The sequence below is a fragment of the Sphingomonas sp. GW821-FHT03E12 genome, assembly GCF_059420685.1.
Genome location: NZ_JBWKUF010000004.1, coordinates 337,133 through 357,894, shown reverse-complemented (window position 1 = coordinate 357,894; position 20,762 = coordinate 337,133). Strand labels below are relative to the sequence as shown.

The window sequence follows — 20,762 nt, the reverse complement described above, 5'->3', positions numbered from 1 at the left end:
AGCGAGAGGTCCCTAAGGTAACCGCCGAAACTTCCTCCCCGTTTCCCGGAGCCTTCATGCACGCGACCCGCCGCCAGTTCCTCGCCACCACCGCCACGCTCGCAACGCTGCCCGCCCTGCCCGCCTTCGCGCGGGGACAGACCGCAGCTCCGGGTGACGCCGCGGCGGAGGCGCTGTTGTCGGCAGCGGCCGAACAGTTGCTGGAGAACGGTCCCGAAGGCGCGACGAGCCTCGGCATCGACAAGGGCGAACGCGCGCATCTGCGCTCGAAGCTTGAGGATCGCAGCATTGCGGGCAAGGCGCGGGTCGCCGAAGGGCTGCGCAAGCGCGTCGCGGAACTGAAGGCGCTCGATCCCAAATCGCTCAGCCCGGTGATGCGCACCAATGTGGATGCGGTCCGCACCTCGTTCGAGGTCGGGCTCGACGGCATGGCCTTCCCCTATGGCGACGTCGCCGTCGGCGGGTGGCGCAACTCGCCCTATGTCGTGGTACAGAATGTCGGCGGCTATCTCGACATCCCGCGCTTCCTCGACACCGAGCACAAGGTCGACAACGCCGCCGACGCGGCGAGCTGGCTGGCGCGCTTCGACCAATATGCGGCGCTGCTCGACGGCGAGACCGAGCGGCTCAAGGTCGCCTATGACAAGGGCGTCGTCGCACCCGACTTCCTGCTGGACAAATGCCTGAAGCAGATCGCGCTGACCCGCGGCACCGATGCCGGCAAATGGGAGCTGTTGACGAGCTTCACGACGAAGCGCGCAGTCACCGGCGATCAGGCGGCAGCCGCGGCGAAGATCGCGGCGGGCAAGATCGCCCCCGCGCTCGACCGCCAGATCGCGGAACTCAAACGCCATCGCGCCAAGGCGACCTCGGACGCGGGTGTGTGGAAGTTCCCGGACGGTGAGGCCTATTACGCCTGGGCATTGCGTGCGGGCACCACGACGACGATGACGCCCGACGAGGTTCACAAGACCGGTCAGGAGGAGTTGAAGGCGCTCCAGGCCGAGATGGACGTCATCCTGAAGAAGCAGGGCTTCAGCAAGGGGACCGTCGGCGAGCGTATGACCGCGCTGGGCAAGGATCCGCGCTTCCTGTTCCCCGACAATGACGCAGGCCGGGCCGAGATCCTGAAGTTCATGACCGACCGGATCATGGATATGCGCAGCCGTATGCCGCGCGCCTTCCACACGCTCGTCCCCGGCAATGTCGAAGTGAAGCGCCTGCCGCTCGCCGAGGAGCCGGGCGCGCCGGGCGCCTATGGCGGCGCCGGGTCGATCGACGGCACGGTCCCGGGCAAGGTGTGGCTCAACCTGCGCACCACCGCGCTCCACTCGCGCTTCAGCCTGCCGACCCTCGCCTATCATGAGGGCATTCCCGGCCATGTCTGGCAGGGCGAATATACCTTCAAGCTGCCGCTGGTGCGCTCGCTGCTGTCGTTCAACGCCTATACCGAGGGCTGGGCGCTCTACGCAGAGCAGCTCGGTGCCGAGCTGGGTGCCTATGACGCGGACCCGATCGGCCGCCTCGGCTATCTCCAGAGCCTCGCCTTTCGCGCCTGCCGGCTGGTCGTCGACACCGGCCTGCACGCCAAGCGCTGGACCCGCCAGCAGGCGATTGAATGGTTCGCCACCGCCAACGGCTCCTCGGTCGAGGAAGTCAGCGGCGAAGTCGATCGCTACTGCAGCTGGCCCGGCCAGGCCTGCGGCTACAAGCTCGGCCATACCGAGATCAACACGCTGCGCACCAAGGCGAAGACAGCGCTCGGGTCGCACTACGACTTCAAGGCGTTCAACGACGCCGTGGTACTAGGTGGCTCTGTACCGCTGACCGTTCTGGAAAGCGTGATCGACCGCCATATCGCGAGCCGCCAGGCATGATCCTGCGGCGCTGGCGAGGCGTGATCCGCACCGCCGAGCGTGAGGCTTATCGCACCTATATCGCGGGGACGGGTGGAAGCGACTACACGTCCACGCCGGGCAACCTTGGCTGGCAAATGCTGTTCCGCGATCTGGGCGACGGCACCAGCGAGGTGGTGACGATGAGCTGGTGGCGGTCGCTCGACGATATCCGCGCCTTTGCAGGCGCGGATATCGCGGTGGCACGCTATTATCCCGAAGACGACCACTTCCTGCTCGAACGCCCTTACGAGGTCGAGCATAGCGATGTGGCCGACGGGAGCCTGTTCGGCAGCTAAGCCGCCTTGGCGAGGTGCAGCGCGGTGGCGCCGAGCCACAGCCAGCCGAGCATCCCGCCCCAGTAGAAGGCGATCCCCGGCGGAATCACGCTCGCCATGCCGATCCCGATGATCGCAGGCAGCGCCAGCCCGACGATGAGCGCCGCCACACCGGGCACCAGCTGCTCCATCAGCAGGAAATGCGTGCCGAGCGCGAAACAGGCGAGGATCAGCCCGGCATAGGCGAGCATGAACGCGACGCTGTGCAGCACCGTTGCACGCGCCGTCATATCCGGCTGCTGGTCGAGCGGGGTTCCGGCGGGAAAGCCAAGGCCCGCCGGCGCATCGTAGATGCCCGCCAGCACCAGTCCAACGCCATAGGCCCCGATCAGCAGCAAGGTGGCGTAGCCCGCCCAGCCGCGCCCCAGTGCCATGAACATCCCGGCAGCGCAGGCAAAGGTGAGGAGGCCCGAGACGATGAACACCGCCTTCATCTTCCATCCGCCCTCGCCCAGGCTCAGCATGCTGATCGCATGCCGCCCGATGTCAAAGGCGGGGCGCCGGAAGATCTCGATCGTCGGAACGACGAAGAACAACAGCCCCGCTGCAACGCCCGCGAACAGGAGCCATCGCCCCAGATCGGTATCCGTCATGACCGGCCTCCCCTTCCCGCGCCTTAGTTGAGCGACGCCTTGATGTGCGCGACCATCTGGTCGACCACGGTGCCCCACCCGTCGTGGAAGCCCATCTCCTCATGGGTCTTGCGCGTCTCTTCATTGCCGTGGACGGCGATCGCGGTGTAGCGCGTGCCGCCGCTCGCGGTCGGCTCGAGATAGAGGCCCGCCGTGAAGAAGGGCTTGGGCGACGGGCGGAAGCCCGGCAGCAGCGTGTCGGTGAAGATCAGCCGCTTGAGCGGCACGATGTCGAGATAGCAGCCAAGGTTCGGGAACTCCTGCCCGTCGGGCGAGCGCATCACGCTGCGGAAGACACCGCCGGGGCGCAAATCGACCTCGCACTCGGTGATCACCCAGGGCTTCGGGACGAACCAATGCTTGATGCTTTCGGGATCGGTCCATGCCTCCCAGACCATCTCGACGGGGACGTCGAGTTCGCGTTCCAGTACTAGGTCGAGCTTGGGATCGGGCTTCACGAGCGGGGAAGTCATTCGGGTCTCTCCTTCTTCTTTGCGAGCAGATAGGCGTCGAGCCGGTCCAGCCGGCCCTCCCACATGGTGCGCTGACGGCGCAGCCAGTCGTCCACGACCAGCAATTGTTCGGGCACCAGCTCATAGGTCCGCACCCGCCCGGCCTTTTGCGAGCGCACCAGCCCCGCCCCCTCGAGCATCTTCAGATGCTCGACGAACGAGGGGAGCGCCATGCGGTAGGGCGCGGCGAGATCGCTGACCGATGCCGGCCCGGCATTGAGCCGTTCAAGGACATCGCGCCGCTTGGGATCGGCGAGCGCGCGAAACACGCCGTCGATTGCCGCGGGTGGCGGCGCGCCTGCCTTACCCTGCCCCAATGCCGGGAACATCAACCTACTCCGTCAACGCTGTGAGGCAGCGCAGATAGCGTGGGATAATAGTTAGGGCAATACCTTAGTATTAGGGCTGCAAAAAGGGCGTGCCGCTGCCGGCACGCCCTTCAGACGCTCCTCAGGCCAGTCCGGCGACGCGCAGCGCGACCCCGATCGCCGCAGCAGCCGCGAGGACGGTGAAGGTGCCGAGCTTGAACCGGAACACCGCCACGATCGCGGCGGTCGTCAGCGCGGCGGTCCATGGATCGATGCTCGCGAGCACCGGCATGTCGAACTGGACCGGTCCCGCCTCCACCGGCGTGACCTGGCGGAACACCGCATGGATCGCGAACCAAAGGGCAAGGTTGAGCACCACGCCCACCACCGCCGCGGTGATCGCCGACAGCGCGCCGGCCAGCGCCGCATTGCCGCGCATCCGCTCGATGAACGGCGCGCCGAGGAAGATCCACAGGAAGCACGGCGCAAAGGTCACCCAGGTCGCGAGCAGTCCGCCGAGCGTCCCTGCCCAGAGCGGCGAAAGCATCCCCGGATCGCGATAGGCGCCGAGGAAGCCGACGAACTGGAGCACCATGATCAGCGGCCCGGGCGTCGTCTCCGCCATGCCTAGTCCGTCGAGCATCTCGTCGGGGCGCAGCCAGCCATAATGCTCCACCGCCTGCTGCGCGACATAGGCGAGCACCGCATAGGCGCCGCCAAACGTCACCATCGCCATCTTGGCGAAGAAGACTGCAATCTGGCTGAACACATGATCGGGGCCCAGCACGATCAGCAGTGCAGCGATCGGCAGCAGCCAGAGCGCGAGCCACAGGCTCACGTCGAAAACGACGCCCTGCCAGCGCGGCCGGGCATGATCGGGCAGGTCTTCGCCCAGCAAGGTCTCCGCATCGGCCACCCCGCCACCGGGGCCGCCATGCCCGCCGCCCTTGAACGCACCGCTGCCTGCGCGCCCTGCCAGCCAGCCGATCAGGGCCGCACCGAGCACGATCAGCGGAAACGGGACGTCAAGAAAGAAGATCAGCACAAAGGCGGCCAGCGCGAGCAGCTTGGCAGCGTTCGTTCGCAGCGCCCGCCCGCCGATCCGGATCACCGCCTGCAGCACGATCGCGAGGACCGCAGCCTTCAGCCCCAGGAACAACCCGGCGATCAGCCCGGTATTGCCATAAAGGACATAGACCCAGCTCAGTGCCATGATCGCCAGCGCGCCGGGCAGGATGAACAATGCCCCTGCGATCAGCCCGCCGATCCGCTTGTGCAGCAGCCAGCCGATATAGGTGGCAAGCTGCTGCGCCTCCGGCCCGGGCAGCAGCATGCAGAAGTTGAGCGCGTGGAGGAATCGCTGCTCACCGATCCAGCGCTTCTCGTCCACCAGGATGCGGTGCATCACTGCGATCTGACCCGCCGGGCCGCCAAAGGAAAGCGCGGCGATCCGCGCCCACACTTTCGCCGCCTCGCCCAGCGAGACCGGGGCGGGCCGCGTGCCCGCTGCCGCGCTCATGCCTTGCCCCCGCGCGGCTGGTGCGAGGTCCAGTCGTGCCTTTCCTCCCGCGCGTCGCGCGCCCAGCGGTAGAGCGCGTCATAGACGGCCATCCCCGCCTCGAGCTGGCGATGGTCATCGGCATGCAACCGCGACAGGCCGAGCGATATGGCGAGCAACCCCGCTGCTTCGGGCGCGAGGCCGGGCCGCGCGGTATCCGCACCGCGCACGATCGGAGCGAGCTGCGCGAGCGGCGCGACGCCATCCAGCCCGAGCCCGGCGATGAGCGCGTCGAAGGTGCAGAGCTCGCCCTGATGCGTCCAGCGCACACCTTCCGCCGCAATATCGAACGGCGCGGCGCCGGTCTGTGCGGCGACAGCCTGCACCTCGCCGGGCGGGACGAACAGGATCACCGCATGCGGATCGACGAAGCGGCGGATCAGCCAGGGACAGGCGATGCGGTCGACCTTGGGCCGGCTGCGCGTGACCCAGAGCGTGCGGTCGTCGCCGTCGCGGACCAGCGCATCCTCGGGCACCAGCGGCAATCCCGCCCCGGCCCAGGCCGCCTGCCCGCCCTCCAGCACCTCGGCGGCGATGCCGTCATGCCGGAACCGCGCGGCCGCGGAATGCGCCGCCGCGCCGCCATTCGCGTCCACCACCACGATGCGGGTATCGGCACCGGCAGGCAGGCGGCGCGTCGCCGCCGGAATCCGGTGCGTGCCGGGGGGCTCACGGACATCGATGACAAGCGGGGAGTCCGGCCCGCCGATCAGCCGGGCGAGCGTCGAGACGGAAATCAGATCAGGTGCAGGCATGGTGCGTCCTTCGGAAGTTGCGGACGCGACACTTCGGCTGACGCCTCATGGGGGGATCGCCGCCCCCATTGCCATGCAGAAGACAGCGCCGCCCGCCTGCTGTCAAGCGGACGGCGCGATAGCCTTACTTCTTGCCGAAAAAGCCCGAGGCGATGCCGGTCAGGTCATTGAGCGGGTTGCCGTCGCCATCCTTGTCGAGTGCACCGAGGATGCCGCCGACGCCGCCCTGCTGGAGCAGGCTGGCGAACTGGCCCAGCGATCCCTCGCCGCCGATATGACCGATGATTTCCTGCAGCTTGGCTACCGGCAGTCCGGTCGCGGCCGCAGCGCCCTCGGCGGTGTCACCCTCCATCGGGTGGTATTTGGCCAGCGCCTGGATCGCCGACTCGGCATGTTCGGGCGACAGCCCGACCTTGGCCGCGAGGTTGGTCACGGTGGCGTCTCCGCCGATCTGGCCCAGAATCCCGTCGAGAATGCTCATCTGCCAATCCTCCTGCTACGCTTGGGGAGGCGCGAACCTAGCATGGCCGAAGAAGCGGAGCGAGACGGGCCTGCGACAATCAGTACGCAGGCGGCACTTTTTGCCATGTCGTGCGTCATTGCGTTGTCGCCGAAAATCGCCAGCATGGCGGTGGGGCGATCCGCCGCACGACTCCCCGCGGCCACTGCAGGAGGCATCCATGGGTATTTTCTCATCGATCAAGAATGCGATCTTCGGCAAAGCAAAAGCGGCGCCCGCGCCCGAAGCCGCGCCGCAACCCGAGGCGGTTGCCGCGCAGCCCGCCCCGCAGCCGGTGCCCGAGCAGCCGCAGGAGGTGGATATCGAAGCGGTATTGGTCGAACTGGACGCTTCGGACGGCCGCGGCCTCAACTGGCGCACCTCGATCGTCGATCTGATGAAGCTGGTGGGCCTCGAGTCGAGCCTCGCCGAGCGCAAGGAACTGGCGCAGGAGCTGGGCTATACCGGCGCGCTCGACGGCAGCGCCGAGATGAACATCTGGCTGCACAAGCGCGTCATGCAGGAACTCGCCGCGAATGGCGGCAAGGTTCCCGCATCGATGCTCGACTGATCCCGGTCAGGGCAGCGGCGCGAGGTCCGGCTCCACGAACCCGCGCCGCGCCCGTACCGAGAAGAGCAACTCCCGGCTGTAGAAGCGCAGCGGCCAGTCGCGGCGGCCGGCATCACCCGCCAACAGCGCGTTGACGTCGACCGTCAGTGCGCCCGTCGCATGGCTGCGCAGGAACCAGCGCACCCCGGCGACATAGGCGCGGGTGATCGTGTCGTGATAGCCATTATGGTCGTCGTTCACCCCGCCAACGCTCTCGTTGAAGCGCGAGATCAGCCCGGCGATCGACGCATCCACATCGATATCTGGGCGCCGGGCGAGCAAATAGAGGCACGCGGCAAGATGCGCCTCGTGCGTCCACTCCTCACGCGCGAGCGTGCAGGCAACCAGCCCTTCGCCCAGATGGGCGACGGCGGCATCGTCGGCAAAGAAACGGATTGGGTGGTCGGTCATCGATCGGGCTTTCTTTGGGAAACCCGATCGATGACCGGGCAGTTCAGGCGGTTTCGGTGGCTCGGCTTTGGGGTGCCGCTTGCCGCACCCCCTCGTCCACATGATCCGCGAATTGGGCGAAATTGGCGACGAACTCGTCGACCAGCTTGCCCGCGGTTGCGTCATACTCGGCCTTGTTGTCCCAGGCCGCACGCGGATCCAGCATGTTCGGGTCGATATCGCCCGCTGCGACGGGCACCATGAAGCCGAAATTGGGATCCTTGCGGAATTCAGCGCCCTTCAGGCTGCCGTCGAGCGCGGCATTGAGCAGCGCGCGCGTCACCTTGATCGGCATGCGCTTAATCCCTGGCATCGTCGCCTTGCCGCCGCTCCAGCCGGTGTTGACCAGCCAGCAATCGACCCCGCCCTTCGCGATCCGCTCCTTGAGCAGATTGCCATAGACCGACGGGTGGCGCGGCATGAACGGCGCGCCGAAACAGGTCGAGAAGGTCGCGGTCGGCTCGGTCACGCCGATCTCGGTCCCCGCGACGCGCGCGGTATAGCCCGAAAGGAAGTGATACATCGCCTGCTCCGGCGTCAGCTTCGCGATCGGCGGGAGCACACCATAGGCGTCCGCCGTCAGGAAGATGATGTTCTTGGGTACCGGCCCCAGATTGTCCTTCGACGTGTTCGGGATGAACTCGAGCGGATAGGAACCGCGGCTGTTCTCGGCCAGGCTGTTGTCGTTGAAGTCAAGCTCGCGGCTCTCCGCGTCCATCACGACATTCTCGAGCACCGTGCCGAAGCGCTTGGTCGTCGCGAAGATCTCCGGTTCCGCCTCGGGCGAGAGGTTGATCATCTTGGCGTAGCAGCCGCCCTCGAAGTTGAAGACCGCCGTGTCCGACCAGCCATGTTCGTCGTCGCCGATCAGCGTGCGGCTGGCATCGGCCGACAGCGTGGTCTTGCCCGTGCCCGACAGGCCGAAGAACACCGCGGTGTCGCCGTCCGGGCCGATATTGGCCGAACAATGCATCGGCATGATGCCGTCGACCGGCAGCAGATAGTTGAGCAGGCCGAATACGCTCTTCTTCATCTCGCCGGCATAGGCGGTGCCGCCGATCAGGATCAGCTTCTCGGTCAGATTCACCGCGATCACGGTCTCGCTGCGCGTGCCGTGCTTCGCCGGATCGGCGCGGAAGCTCGGCAGGTCGATGATCGTATATTCGGCCTGGAAGCCGGGCAGTTCGGCAGCGTCGGGCCGAACCAGCAAGGTCCGGATGAACAGATTGTGCCAAGCGAACTCATTGACCACGCGCACCTTGACCCGATGCTCGGGCTGCGAGCCGCCGTACAGATCCTGCACGAAGAGCGTGTCCTTGGTGCCGAGATGCGCCAGGAAGTCGGCCTTCAGCGCGGCGAAATGCTCGGGCGTCATGCCGCGGTTGGTGTCGCCCCACCACACCGTGTTTTCGGTCTCCGCATCGCGGACGATGAACTTGTCCTTGGCGCTGCGTCCGGTGTGCTTGCCCGTCGCGACCACCAGCGGCCCGTCCTTGGCCAGCCGCCCCTCGCCGCGCTGCACGGCATGCTCGACCAGCGGCGCGGTCAGAAGGTTCCAGTGAATGGTTGCGCCAGCCCCGACGCCAAGCGCGTCGAGACCGATTACCGGCTTGCGGTCAGTCAAGGTTCGTCTCCTCATTGCCGCGGCCCACCGGCTCCTGCGGCACTCTTTTTAGTATCTGGAGTCGCGCATTGCAGCGGCGCCAGGAGGGGTCAATGCCAGTAACCGGTGTCATCACGCGGGCTAACCAATTCAAATCGCCCGACAACGTTGACTTGTCCGCAATAACCAGCCGACAACGTTGGCAGAAAAACCGGTACGCTACCGGTACGTTTCATCCCGCCGACGCCATCAGCCGTTGAGCAACGCCCGGCATTGAGCTACGCCACCCGCCATGACCGCAACGATCGCGCTGGTTGATGACGACCGGAATATCCTGACCTCGGTCTCGATCGCGCTGCAGGCCGAGGGCTTTGTGACGCGCGTCTATTCGGACGGCGAGACGGCGCTGAAGGCGCTGCTCGAGAATCCGCCTGATCTGGCCGTGCTCGACATCAAGATGCCGCGGCTCGACGGCCTCGAACTGCTGCGCCGCTTGCGTGAGAAGCTGACCACCCCGGTGATCTTCCTGACCAGCAAGGACGACGAGCTCGACGAAGCGCTCGGCCTCGCCATGGGCGCCGACGACTATATCGCCAAGCCGTTCAGCCAGCGGCTGCTGATCGCCCGTATCCGCGCCATCCTGCGCCGGACCGAGGCGATGGCCGCCCCAGCCGATGCGGAGACCGCAGAGGAACCGCAGCCGGTGCTCGAACGCGGCCGGCTGACGATGGACCCCGCGCGGCACAAGGTGACCTGGGGCGGCGGCAATGTGACGCTCACCGTTACCGAGTTCCTGATCCTCGAAACGCTCGCCCAGCGCCCCGGCATCGTCAAGACGCGCAACCAGCTGATGGACGCGGCGTATCAGGACGACATCTATGTCGATGACCGCACCATCGACAGCCATATCAAGCGCGTCCGCCGCAAGTTCCGCCAGGTCGATCCCGAATTCGACGCCATCGAGACGCTCTATGGCGCCGGCTACCGATTCTCCGACGAGTAAGCGGCGGAACCGGGAAGACCGCGAGGACCGCGATCTCTCGCTCCGCTGGTCGGCGCGGCTCAGCCTCACGCCGCGCATCCTCGCGGTCAACATCTTCGCGCTGGCGATGCTGGCGGGCGGCTTCTTCTACCTCGACAGTTTCCGTGCGCGGATCATCGACGACGAAGTCGAACAGGCCGGACGCGAAGCACGCCTGATCGCACAGGCGGTGGCGATGACCCCGCCAAAGGATCGCAATGCGCTGATCCTGCGTGTCGCGACCGAGGCGGGGCTGCGCATCCGGCTCTACGACCGCAACGGCCGGGTGACGCTCGATACCCGCACGCTGGGCCTCAACAACGTCGTGCTGCGTGATCCCGACAAGGATCCGTGGGGCCAGAGCGCCGCGCGTTTCCTCGACGCAGCGATCGACACCGTTGCGGGCGCCGACCGTGCACCGCAGTTCCGCGAACGCGCGCCGGACAGGGGCATGGACTGGCCGGATCTGGCGAGCGCCTTGCGCACGGGCGAGGCAAGCGCGACCGTGTGGCGCGCGCCGGACCGCACCCCGGTGATCACCGCCGCTGCGTCCTACGGCCCGGAAGGCGCGGTGTTCACCACCGACAATGCCCGCGAAATCACCCAGCGCGTCCGCATCGAACGCTTCCGGCTCGGCGTGGTGCTGGCGGTGGCGATCGGTCTGTCGGTGTTTCTCTCGCTGTTCCTCGCGCGCACCATCGTCCGGCCGCTGCGCCGGCTCGCCCGTTCGGCGGTGCGCGTGCGGCTGGGGCGCGCACGCGAAGTGGTCGTGCCACGCCTGCCCGAGCGGCGCGACGAGATCGGTCACCTCGCCCGCTCGCTCTCCGACATGAGCCAGGCGCTGCGCGCGCGGATCGACGCGACCGAGGCGTTCGCCGCGGATCTGGCGCACGAGCTCAAGAACCCGCTCGCCTCGCTGCGCTCCGCGGTCGACGGGCTCGCCAATGTCCGCGATCCCGAATTGCAGGAACGGCTGCTCGCCATCGTCCGCGACGACGTCCACCGGCTCGACCGGCTGATCAGCGACATCTCCGAGGCATCGCGGCTCGACGCGCAGCTCAGCCGCGCCAAGTTCGAGCCGGTCGATATCGCCGCGATGCTCGAAGGGCTGATCGCCCAGCGCAGCGATCGCGGCGTGGCGCGCGGCGTGCGCCTGCACTTCGATCAGCCGCTGCACCCGATACCCCGAGTGATGGGCGAAGGCGCGCGGCTGGAGCGGGTGTTCGAGAATCTGATCGATAATGCGATCTCCTTCTCGCCCGAACATGGCCTGGTGACGCTTTCGGCCGTGTCGGACGGCGAGATGCTGGAGATACGCGTCGAGGACGAAGGGCCGGGCGTTCCCGAAGAGGCGCGCGAAGCGGTATTCCGCCGCTTCCATTCGGTCCGCCCGGACAGCGAGGCCTTTGGCCAGCATTCGGGTCTGGGGCTTGCTATCGCCCGCACCATCGTTGAAGGCCATGGCGGTATGATCGGAGTCGAATCACGGGAGGACCGGATGCGCGGCGCGCGCTTCGTCGTCCGTCTTCCGCTGGTGCAGCCGAACTAACGGGGCGAAGCGAATGGCCGTCATCTCCTCCGAAACGCTCCACGCCTCGTGCGTCGCCATCGACGGTCGCGCCGTGCTGATCGAGGGGCGATCGGGCGAAGGCAAATCCGACCTCGCGCTGCGCCTGATCGATCGCGGCGCCGTGCTGGTATCGGACGACTATACGATCTGCACGCGCGCCAACGGGACGCTGCTCGGCGCCGCGCCGCCCAATATCGCAGGCAAGATCGAGGTCCGCGGGATCGGCGTGATCGACATGCCGCATCAGGATCGCCTGCCGATCGCCCTGCTCGTCACCATCCTCGACAGCCCCCCGCGCATGCCCGAAGGGCCAAAGAAGCGCCGCATCGCCGGGATCGACATTCCCGAAGTCGCGCTCGCCGCGCTCGAACCCTCGGCACCGGTCAAGGTCGAGCTGGCGCTGAAGCATATCGGCTGGACGCCGGCGTGAGGAACGGCAGGTGAGCGAGCGAAAGCCCAAGCAGATCCTGCTCGTCACCGGCATGTCCGGTGCGGGCAAGTCCACGGTTCTCCGCACGCTGGAGGATCTGGGCTGGGAAGTGGTGGACAACCTTCCCCTCCTCCTCCTCAATCGCCTGCTCGACACCGAACCGCCCGAGGGCACGGATGGCGACGACCGTCCGCTCGCGCTGGGGATCGGCGCACGCACCCGCGGCTTCGACGCGGACAGCGTCGTGGCCCGGATCAAGAAGCTGCGCGACGAACGCGGCTATGACATCGGCACGCTGTTCCTCGACTGTGCCGGTGCCGAGCTGGAACGCCGCTATAACGAGACGCGCCGGCGCCACCCGCTCGCACAGGATCGCCCCGCGGGGCAGGGTATCGCCCGTGAGCGCGAACTGCTCGAGCCGCTGCGCCGCTGGGCCAACCGGCTGATCGACACCAGCACCCTGTCCGCCAACGAGCTGGCGCAGAAGATCCGCTCGACCTTTGCGGGCGAAGGGCAAGGCGAACCGACCCTGTCGGTGATGTCCTTCGGCTTTGCGCGGGGGATTCCGGCCAATGCCGATCTGGTGTTCGACATGCGCTTCCTGCGCAACCCGCACTGGGTCGATTCGCTGCGGCCCGGCACCGGCAAGGACCGCGACGTGGCGGATTATGTCGCCGCCGACCCCGCCTATCCGGACGCGCTGGAGCGAATCGAAGGGCTGATCGAAACGCTGATTCCGCGCTACCGCGCCGAGGGAAAATCCTATGTTACCATCGCGTTCGGCTGTACCGGCGGGAGACACCGGTCGGTCCATGTTGCTGAACGGGTGGCCGCACGGTTGCACGACGCGGGATTTTCGCCCACGGTGACACATCGTGACTTGCAGACCGCACCGCAGGACTCGTTAGAAGGCCCGCCGGCTGCAAGATGAACCGCATGGGACGCAATTGGGAATGATCGGTCTGGTACTCGTGACGCATGGGCGGCTCGCGGAGGAGTTCGTCGTCGCGATGGAGCATGTGGTGGGCAAGCAGGAGCGAATCGCCACGATTTCGATCGGTCCCGAGGACGATATGGAGGGCCGCCGGTCCGACATCGCCACGGCGATCGCGGAGGTGGATGCAGGGCGCGGCGTGATCGTGCTGACCGACCTGTTCGGCGGCACGCCGTCCAACCTCGCCATCTCGCTGATGGAAGCAGGCCGGGTCGAGGTGATCGCGGGAATCAACCTGCCCATGCTGATTCGCCTGGGCGGTGCACGCAAGACGATGAAGGTCACCGAAGCCGTCGCCGCCGCACGTGAGGCCGGCCGCAAATACATCACCGTCGCATCCGAAGTGCTCGGGGAGGCTGCCGCTTGAGTCGCATCAGCCGGACCGTCCTGATCGGTAACCGCCGTGGTCTGCATGCGCGCGCAAGTGCGAAGTTCGTCACCCTCGCCTCTTCCCAGCCGGTCGAGCTGACCGTCGAGAAGGACGGCAATTCGGTCACCGGCACCTCGATCATGGGGCTGATGATGCTTGGCGCCGCAATGGGCGACACGATCACGATCAGCGCCGCGGGCGACGGTGCCGAGGATGCCGTGCTCAAGCTGGTCGGGCTGGTCGAGGACCGCTTCGGCGAGGATTGATGCGCGAGATCACCGCCTTCTCCAACCCGCTGGTCAAGCGGGTCCGCTCGCTGCGCGACAAGAAGCATCGCCGCGACGAGGGGCTGTTCCTCGCCGAGGGGCTGCGCATCCTGACCGAGGCGCGCGAGGCGGGGCACCTGCCCGAATACCTCTTCTTCGCCAGGGGACACGACACCCATCCTCTGGCCGGAGAACTGATCGCTGCGACCGAGGCGGCGGGCGGCGAGGTGATCGCGACCGACAGCGACATCCTCTCCAAGCTTTCGGGCAAGGACAATCCCGGCGCCGTCGTCGGCGTCTATCGCGAATTGTCGACCGACCTTGCCCGGCTCGACCGTACCAGTGCGCAGATCTGGCTGGTCGCGGAGCGGCTGCGCGATCCGGGCAATCTCGGCACGATCCTGCGCACCGCCGATGCGGTCGGTGCGGGCGGCCTCATCCTGGTCGACGAGTGCGTCGATCCGTTCAGCGTCGAAGCGGTGCGCGCAAGCATGGGGGCGCTGTTCACCATCCCTTTCGCGCGCGCGCCGTGGGACGAATTCCATGACTGGCTGCGTGCCGGACCGGGACAGCTGGTCGGCCTCGCACTCGAAGGCGCGGTCGATTATCGCGCACCCGATTTTTCCGCGCCGGTCTTTCTGTTCACCGGCAACGAGGCGCAGGGCCTGCCCCCCGCCTATGCCGCGGCGTGCGACGTCCGCGTCAAAATACCCATGCTGGGCAAGGCGGATAGCCTCAATGCCGCGGTCGCGACCGCGGTGATGGCCTATACGGTCCTCGACCGGATGCGCCCCTTCTCCTGACCCCGGACTTGTTGCAGTTTTGCAACAGGGCTGATCCCATTTCGGAACGCGCTTGGAACAAATGCCGATTCCGGGCGTCGAACCGGGGCAATTTGGAGACGAAGCGATGTACTACGACACCGACGCCTTCACCGCCGCGCAGAGCGGATACCGGATCGCCTTCCGTCCGGGTGAACGAAACTACTGCCCGGGATGCGGCCAGTCGCACTGGACGGTCGGGCGGATGACCGCGGAATGCGCCTTCTGCGCCACCGCACTCCCGATCAACACGGGCGGCACCTTCGGCGCCGGCCTCTTCCACAACAGCACCAAGGCAGAACAGCTCGCCGCCTGATCGCGCGCCTCGACGCGCGCAGGCGGTTTGACCCCCGCCGCAGCCGCGCTACATGCGCCTGCATGACTGGCGCCACGCTCACCCTCTACAATTCGCTGACCCGTTCGCTCGAGCCCTTCGCGCCGATCGATCCCGCCAAGGGCGTGCGCGTCTATTCGTGCGGCCCCACCGTCTACAGCGATCCGCACCTCGGCAATCTGCGCGCCTATGTCTTCACCGACACACTCAGCCGTGTGCTGCGCTGGAAGGGCTATCCGCTCACCCATGTCATCAACATCACCGATGTCGGCCATCTGACCTCCGACGCCGATGAGGGCGAGGACAAGATGGAAGCCGCGGCGAAGAAGCGCGGGCTGAGCGCGTGGGACATCTCGCGCCACTATGCCGACGTGTTCCGCCGCAATTTGCGCGATCTCAACATCCGCACGCCCGATCACATGCCGCTCGCCACCGACTATGTGGCGAAGATGATCGAGTTCGCGAAGGGCTTCGCGGACGCGAACTGCTACCAGCTCGACAGCGGCCTCTATTTCGACAGCTCGACCGTGCCCGATTACGGCAGGCTCTCCGGCGGGCAGGACGATGCCGGCGAGGGCCGGATCGAGAGCGTCGAGGGCAAGCGCCACCCGCAGGACTTCGCGATCTGGCGCACCACCCCGCCGGGCGAGACGCGCCAGATGGAGTGGGATTCGCCCTGGGGCCGCGGCGCGCCGGGCTGGCATCTCGAATGTTCGGTGATGAGCGCCGAACTGCTCGGCCTGCCCTTCGACATCCATACCGGCGGCATCGATCACCGCGAGATCCACCACGTCAACGAGATCGCGCAGAACCAGGCCCATTGCCGCTGCGGCGACAGCGGCGCGCGGGTGTGGATGCACAACAACTTCCTCGTCGACCGCGGCGGCAAGATGTCGAAGTCCAAGGGCGGCATCGCCACGCTCGATGCGCTGGTCGCCAAGGGCGTGCACCCGCTTGCCTATCGCCTGATGTGCCTTTCCGCGCATTATCGCAGCGAGCTCGAGTTCAGCGGCGAGAACCTTCTCGCCGCGCTCGTCCGCCTGCGCCGACTCGTCCTCGCCGCGGAGAAGTTCCGCGAGGCCGAGGGGAGCGGTGGCGGGGACGCAGGCAGCTATCTCGAGCGGCTCGACGCGGCGGTGTCCGACGATCTCAACACGCCCAAGGCGCTGCCGATCCTGGAGGAGCTGCTCGCCGACAAGCAGCTGGGACAGGAAGCGCGGCTGATGACGCTGGCGCAGTTCGACACCGCGCTCGGCCTCAACCTGCTCGACCTGAGCCGCGCCGACCTGCGCGTCCGCCCCGCCGACGCACTGGTGACCGAAGCCGAGATCGAAGCCCGCCTCGCGCAGCGCAAGGAAGCGCGTGCGGCCAAGGACTTCGCCCGTTCGGACGCGATCCGCGACGAGCTGCTCGGCGCGGGGGTCGATGTGATGGACGGCGATCCGATCGGCTGGGACTGGAAGATCGAGCTCTAACGCCACCACATCTCGGCGCTCGTTACCCCGGCCTTGTGCCGGGGTCCACCGCGCGGCGAACGATCCGTTCTAGCCCGTTGCGCCACGCTCGCGTCACCCTGGATCCCGGCACAAGGCCGGGATGACGGGAGTGGTCAAACGAACCCAAGGTTCCGCGTCGAATAATTGCCGATGTTGGGCAGCACCGTCGCCAGGTTCGAGTCGCTCACCCCGAACCAGCCCGCCAGCGTCGCGGCATATTGATCGACCGAGATCGTCGGCAGCAGCCGCCCCTGCCCGACATCGTCGGGCGTATTATGCCCGATCGCGGGCGGGGTGCCGTAGATGCGCTGGCCGTTGACTACGCCGCCGACAACGAAGTGCGTCGCGCCCCAGCCATGGTCGGACCCGTCGTCATTCTGGGTCAGCGTGCGGCCGAAGTCGGACGCGGTGAACGCCGTCACCTTGTCCGCCACGCCAAGCGCCGCGGTGGTGTCGTAAAAGGCGCGCATCGCTTCGGCCACGCGGCCGATTTGGGTCGGGTGATCGCGCACGAGGAAGTCGTGCATGTCGAAGCCGCCCAACGACACGAAGAACACCTGCCGCTTCGCGCCCAGTTCCTGCGAGACCGAGATCATCCGCGCGACGATCTTGAGCTGGTCGGCCAGGCTGTTGCCCGTAGGGAAGAGCGGGAAGTTCGCCGCCGGCGCGCTGCCCAGCGCCCCGTTGACCTGCGCGTAGAGATCGAGCGCGCGCTTCGAGATCGTCGCATGCTCGTTCTCGATCAGATGCGTACGCGCCCCGCCCATCAGCGACCGCAGCGCAGTCGCCGCGGCGGACGAACCGTAGAGCGTCGAGGCGTTGTTGATCAGCGATGTCGGCCCGTTGGTGCCCGTCACATACTGGATCGAGCTGCGGCCCGAGAGATAGACCGCATTACCCGATGCGCTGATACAGGTCAGCGCCGCGCTGCCGTTGCCGCTCTGCAGCAGGTCGCCGATCCGCCCACCCCAGCCCGATGTCGCACCCTCGGCGCTCGATGCCTGCCAATAGCTCTGCTGGTCATTGTGGCTGAACAATTTGGGCGGCAGCGCCACGCTGTTCGCCTGGTACTGCACCTTGGTGGTCGGCCGCACCAATGTCCCGACATTGAGCACCACCGCCATCTTGCCCGCGTCGAACAAAGGCAGCAGCGGCGCCATGGTCGGCGCCAGGGCATATTGCCGCCCGCCCAGCGCGTTCAACGGATTGAGCGCGGTCGCCGTCAGGGCATCGCGAAGGTGCGCGAGCCCCGGCCGGGCGGTCGTGTAGAGCGCATGGCTCGCCGCATCATAGGGCGGCAGCGTGTTGGCATAGTCGTTGCCGCCATAGAGAAACACGCAGACCAGCGCCTTATAGTCGCTCGCCACTGCGGCGGAGGCTTCGCCGATCGCCGCAAGCTGGGTGACGAAGGGCGCGGCACCGCCGGCAATGCCGAGCGAGGCACTGCGGCGGAGAAAGGCGCGGCGGGATTGATCATTATCCATCGTCCGGCCCCTCACTTCTGCGCCAGATAGTCGGGCGCGGCCATCGTCAGCAGCAGCGCGATCGCGATCCGGTTGTTGGTGTTGGTCGAACTGTCGACCGCGGTCTTGATCTGGCCGGCCGTCGCCGTGCTCAGCTGTCCCGCGGCGAGCACCAGGTTGATCCGGTCGACCAGCGCCTGGCTGTCGGCGGCGATGGCCGTCAGTTCGGTATAGCTGCTCTTGAGATCGGTCAGCCCGTTGTTCACCACCGACTGCATGTAGTTCACATAGCCGACGACGCTGATCTCGTTGGTGATCTGGAACTCCGGCGCGACCAGCCCGCCACTCGCAAAGCCGCTGTTCGGCGGGGTGTAGCCGGGCCGGAAGAAGTTGAAGACCGACGCGCTGCGCCCCATCGACTGCGCCAGCCGGTTGGTCGAGCTGCTGGTGTCGCCGATCGTCCAGTTGCCGCTCACCGAAGCCGCACCGAACCCGCGCGCCCAGCCGGTGAAGCGCATCACCGGCTCGCGCAACTTGCCTGCGCTGGTGCCCGACGGGTCGGTCCGCGCCTCATTGTCGAGCAGGATCGCGCGGATCACCGCCTGCATGTCGCCGCGCACCCCCGACCCATTGTCGGCAAACTTCGCGGATACCCGGCCGACATAGGCGGGCGACGGGTTGCTGGTGACCAGCCGCTGAATCAGCTGCTTCGAGACGAAGGGCGCGACATTGGGATGCGCGAAGATCGTGTCGAGTGCCTGTTTGACCGCATCCATCCCGGCAGCACCCGCCACCACGGTGGTACCGAGAAACGTCGAGGCGCCGGTCTCGTGCGTACCCGCGTTGACGATCAGCGCCCGGCGATAGCGGTCGGGGGTGGTATTGTCGGTCGAGTCGAGCGTCAGGCCAGTGAACACCCGCGCAAGGCCCGAGACATCGGCCGGGGTATAGGTTTCGACCGGCGCGCCGCCCGACGTCACCACCGTCCCGTCCATGTTGAGCCGGTGGAGCCCGATGGTGAAGAGCTGCATCAGCTCGCGTGCATAATTCTCGTCGGGCACCGATCCGGTCGTGGCATTCGCCTTGCGGTTGCCGAGAAAGGTCAGGAACGAGGCCATCGCCGCGTTGGTCGTGATCTTCTCCAGGATCGTGCGGAAATTGCCGAACGCATTGTCGAGCAGCACGTCGACATAGGCGGCCATCGCGAATTGCCGCCAGCTCAGGTTCACGCCGGAAATGCCGACGACCAGCACTTCCAGCAATGCCATGCCGACACGCTGGCGCAGCTGGTCGCCCGCACCGATCAGCTGCGCCCACATCACATTGTCGAAACCGGATTCGCCGTCCCTGTTGGCGACGTCGCTATAGCCCTTCGACACCAGCCAGTCCCAATGGGTGGTGCCGCGTGGCTTGGCGAATTCGGCGGTGATCCAGCCGGCATAGCCGCGCGCCTGCACATCGGCGATGTCCGCGCTGGTTGCGCCCATCGTCGCCTGGGCAAGGAAACGGCTGGCCTGAACCGCCGTCGGCGCCGGTGCCGGCGAGGGCGACGGCGTGCCGGTGGGCGGCGGGGTGACCACGCCTCCTCCACCGCCTCCGCCCGAATCGCAGGCGGCGAGTGCCAGGCCGAGCGCAAGCACGCTGACGCCACCCGGCGCCACGCCGCCGGCAGCGGATTCGGGCGGATCGAGGGCATCATTCTCCGCCTCGACCAGAAGCAACTCCGGATTGTCCATTCAGCCCCCGCGCGCAGGCGCATCGCCTGTATCCGCTATGTCTCGCATTTCCGGGCTCGCCACCAGCCGGAAACAGTATCAACCTGCCGCAAACCATTCATTTTCCCTCGGTTTGCGTGACCGCCAGGATCGTCCTAACCTGTTGAGATGAAAGCCGTCCTGCCCGCCCTCGCCCGCCCGCTGATCGAAGCCGGGCTGCCCGACGGAATCGAGCCGCACTGGTTCACCAGTCAGGCGGAGGCGGCCGCGATGGTCGCGGACGCGGACATCGCCTGGGTCGACATGATGCGTCCCGAATGGACCGGCGAGGCTGCTGCGGCTGGCGTGCGGCTCAAATGGCTTTCGACCATCTATGCCGGGATCGACGCGTTTGACGTCGATCTGCTCAAGGCACGCGGAACGATCCTCACCAACGGCGTCGGCATCAACGCCGTCGCAGTCGCCGAATATGCGGTGATGGGGATGCTCGTGGCAGCCAAGCGCTTCGATCAGGTGGTCCGCACCGCCGACCGCCGCGAATGGCCCGGCGACGCGCCCGGCAAGGTCGAGCTGTTCGAAACCCGTGCGCTGATCGTCGGCTATGGAACCATCGGCCGGATGATCGGCGATCGCCTCGCGGCGTTCGGGGTCGAAGTGACCGGCGTCACCCGTTCGGGCCGCGACGGTACGCTGACGCCCGATCAGTGGTGCGAGCGGATCGGCGAGTTCGACTGGATCGTCCTCGCCGCGCCCTCCACCGGCGACACCCATGCCCTGATCGGCGCGGCGGAACTCGCGGCGATGAAGCCCGGCACCTGGCTGGTGAACGTCGCGCGTGGCGACATGGTCGATCAGCCCGCGCTGATCGAGGCGCTGGAGAAGCGCCGCATCGCCGGTGCCTTTCTCGACGTCGTCGACCCCGAACCGCTGCCCGCAGAACACCCGCTCTGGACCGCGCCCAACGTCATCCATTCGATGCATCTGTCGGGCCGCTCGCAGACGAAGATGTTCATGCGCGCCGCCGCACTGTTCCTCGAAAACGCCCGTGCCTTTGTCGAGGGGCGGCCGATGAAGAACGTCGTCGATCTCGACGCGGGCTACTAGCATCGCTAAGTCCGCCCC

General features: G+C 67.0%; 23 protein-coding genes. 13 read left to right on the top strand and 10 right to left on the bottom strand.

Annotation, left to right across the window (positions count from 1 at the left end):
- The first annotated feature begins 56 nt into the window (after positions 1–56).
- Together AC07TU_RS14965 and AC07TU_RS14960 are read left to right on the top strand one after the other, a co-directional pair.
- Entirely contained in the window at positions 57–1,877 is a 1,821-nt protein-coding gene (locus tag AC07TU_RS14965) for a DUF885 domain-containing protein (RefSeq protein WP_495188719.1), read from the top strand.
- The gene (locus tag AC07TU_RS14960) at positions 1,874–2,194 is read left to right on the top strand and encodes a hypothetical protein (protein WP_495188718.1); all 321 of its coding nucleotides are present in this window, start codon (positions 1,874–1,876) and stop codon (positions 2,192–2,194) included. The genes AC07TU_RS14965 and AC07TU_RS14960 overlap by 4 nt, the downstream gene beginning before the upstream one ends.
- On the opposite strand, the gene AC07TU_RS14955 is transcribed toward AC07TU_RS14960, so the two are convergent.
- The 6 genes from AC07TU_RS14955 to AC07TU_RS14930 form a co-directional block, all read right to left on the bottom strand.
- On the bottom strand, positions 2,191–2,826 hold the full coding sequence (locus AC07TU_RS14955; RefSeq protein WP_495188717.1) for a DUF998 domain-containing protein: 636 nt from the start codon (positions 2,824–2,826) through the stop codon (positions 2,191–2,193). The genes AC07TU_RS14960 and AC07TU_RS14955 overlap by 4 nt on opposite strands.
- A gap of 23 nt (positions 2,827–2,849) precedes the next feature.
- Entirely contained in the window at positions 2,850–3,338 is a 489-nt protein-coding gene (locus tag AC07TU_RS14950; protein ID WP_495188716.1) for an SRPBCC family protein, read from the bottom strand.
- Positions 3,335–3,706: an ArsR/SmtB family transcription factor gene (locus AC07TU_RS14945; protein ID WP_495188715.1), complete on the bottom strand. Its 372-nt coding sequence runs from the start codon at positions 3,704–3,706 to the stop codon at positions 3,335–3,337. The genes AC07TU_RS14950 and AC07TU_RS14945 overlap by 4 nt, the downstream gene beginning before the upstream one ends.
- Before the next feature lie 121 nt (positions 3,707–3,827).
- A complete protein-coding gene (chrA, locus tag AC07TU_RS14940; protein WP_495188714.1) occupies positions 3,828–5,204 on the bottom strand; it encodes a chromate efflux transporter in 1,377 nt (458 codons plus the stop codon).
- A complete protein-coding gene (locus AC07TU_RS14935; protein ID WP_495188713.1) occupies positions 5,201–5,998 on the bottom strand; it encodes a chromate resistance protein ChrB domain-containing protein in 798 nt (265 codons plus the stop codon). The genes chrA and AC07TU_RS14935 overlap by 4 nt, the downstream gene beginning before the upstream one ends.
- 124 nt (positions 5,999–6,122) lie before the next feature.
- Positions 6,123–6,479 carry a hypothetical protein gene (locus tag AC07TU_RS14930; RefSeq protein ID WP_495188712.1) on the bottom strand — a complete coding sequence of 119 codons (357 nt, stop codon included), beginning with the start codon at positions 6,477–6,479 and terminating at the stop codon, positions 6,123–6,125.
- 199 nt (positions 6,480–6,678) lie between these two features.
- Here AC07TU_RS14930 and AC07TU_RS14925 point away from each other — a divergent pair, with 199 nt between their 5' ends.
- Positions 6,679–7,068, top strand: coding sequence for a DUF3597 domain-containing protein (locus AC07TU_RS14925; protein ID WP_495188711.1), 390 nt, complete (start codon positions 6,679–6,681; stop codon positions 7,066–7,068).
- A gap of 6 nt (positions 7,069–7,074) precedes the next feature.
- Here the strand turns inward: AC07TU_RS14925 and AC07TU_RS14920 are convergent, their stop codons facing one another.
- Both AC07TU_RS14920 and AC07TU_RS14915 read right to left on the bottom strand, forming a co-directional pair.
- Complete coding sequence (locus AC07TU_RS14920) at positions 7,075–7,518, bottom strand: hypothetical protein (protein ID WP_495188710.1); 444 nt, start codon at positions 7,516–7,518, stop codon at positions 7,075–7,077.
- Between the two features lie 43 nt (positions 7,519–7,561).
- Positions 7,562–9,181: a phosphoenolpyruvate carboxykinase gene (locus AC07TU_RS14915; protein ID WP_495188709.1), complete on the bottom strand. Its 1,620-nt coding sequence runs from the start codon at positions 9,179–9,181 to the stop codon at positions 7,562–7,564.
- Between the two features lie 271 nt (positions 9,182–9,452).
- Here AC07TU_RS14915 and AC07TU_RS14910 point away from each other — a divergent pair, with 271 nt between their 5' ends.
- The 9 genes from AC07TU_RS14910 to cysS all read left to right on the top strand — a co-directional run bounded on the left by AC07TU_RS14910 (position 9,453) and on the right by cysS (position 16,441).
- Positions 9,453–10,163, top strand: a complete 711-nt coding sequence (locus AC07TU_RS14910; RefSeq protein WP_495188708.1) for a response regulator — start codon at positions 9,453–9,455, stop codon at positions 10,161–10,163.
- Positions 10,132–11,730: a stimulus-sensing domain-containing protein gene (locus AC07TU_RS14905; protein WP_495188707.1), complete on the top strand. Its 1,599-nt coding sequence runs from the start codon at positions 10,132–10,134 to the stop codon at positions 11,728–11,730. The genes AC07TU_RS14910 and AC07TU_RS14905 overlap by 32 nt, the downstream gene beginning before the upstream one ends.
- 13 nt (positions 11,731–11,743) lie before the next feature.
- Entirely contained in the window at positions 11,744–12,181 is a 438-nt protein-coding gene (locus AC07TU_RS14900) for an HPr kinase/phosphorylase (RefSeq protein WP_495188706.1), read from the top strand.
- A 10-nt stretch (positions 12,182–12,191) separates the two neighbouring features.
- On the top strand, positions 12,192–13,112 hold the full coding sequence (gene rapZ / locus AC07TU_RS14895) for an RNase adapter RapZ (RefSeq protein ID WP_495188705.1): 921 nt from the start codon (positions 12,192–12,194) through the stop codon (positions 13,110–13,112).
- Positions 13,113–13,134: 22 nt separating this feature from the next.
- Positions 13,135–13,542: a PTS sugar transporter subunit IIA gene (locus AC07TU_RS14890; protein ID WP_447726393.1), complete on the top strand. Its 408-nt coding sequence runs from the start codon at positions 13,135–13,137 to the stop codon at positions 13,540–13,542.
- A complete protein-coding gene (locus AC07TU_RS14885) occupies positions 13,539–13,811 on the top strand; it encodes an HPr family phosphocarrier protein (protein WP_075153154.1) in 273 nt (90 codons plus the stop codon). The genes AC07TU_RS14890 and AC07TU_RS14885 overlap by 4 nt, the downstream gene beginning before the upstream one ends.
- The gene (locus AC07TU_RS14880) at positions 13,808–14,614 is read left to right on the top strand and encodes a TrmH family RNA methyltransferase (protein ID WP_495188704.1); all 807 of its coding nucleotides are present in this window, start codon (positions 13,808–13,810) and stop codon (positions 14,612–14,614) included. The genes AC07TU_RS14885 and AC07TU_RS14880 overlap by 4 nt, the downstream gene beginning before the upstream one ends.
- A 106-nt stretch (positions 14,615–14,720) precedes the next feature.
- Positions 14,721–14,948: a hypothetical protein gene (locus tag AC07TU_RS14875; protein ID WP_495188703.1), complete on the top strand. Its 228-nt coding sequence runs from the start codon at positions 14,721–14,723 to the stop codon at positions 14,946–14,948.
- A gap of 62 nt (positions 14,949–15,010) precedes the next feature.
- A complete protein-coding gene (cysS, locus tag AC07TU_RS14870; RefSeq protein WP_495188702.1) occupies positions 15,011–16,441 on the top strand; it encodes a cysteine--tRNA ligase in 1,431 nt (476 codons plus the stop codon).
- 134 nt (positions 16,442–16,575) lie between these two features.
- Here the strand turns inward: cysS and AC07TU_RS14865 are convergent, their stop codons facing one another.
- Both AC07TU_RS14865 and AC07TU_RS14860 read right to left on the bottom strand, forming a co-directional pair.
- Positions 16,576–17,946, bottom strand: coding sequence for a DUF1501 domain-containing protein (locus AC07TU_RS14865; RefSeq protein ID WP_495188701.1), 1,371 nt, complete (start codon positions 17,944–17,946; stop codon positions 16,576–16,578).
- 11 nt (positions 17,947–17,957) lie between these two features.
- Complete coding sequence (locus AC07TU_RS14860) at positions 17,958–19,661, bottom strand: DUF1800 domain-containing protein (protein ID WP_495188700.1); 1,704 nt, start codon at positions 19,659–19,661, stop codon at positions 17,958–17,960.
- A 147-nt stretch (positions 19,662–19,808) separates the two neighbouring features.
- On the opposite strand from AC07TU_RS14860, the gene AC07TU_RS14855 reads away from it, so the two are divergent.
- Positions 19,809–20,744, top strand: a complete 936-nt coding sequence (locus AC07TU_RS14855) for a D-2-hydroxyacid dehydrogenase (RefSeq protein WP_495188699.1) — start codon at positions 19,809–19,811, stop codon at positions 20,742–20,744.
- The last annotated feature ends 18 nt before the right edge of the window (positions 20,745–20,762 follow it).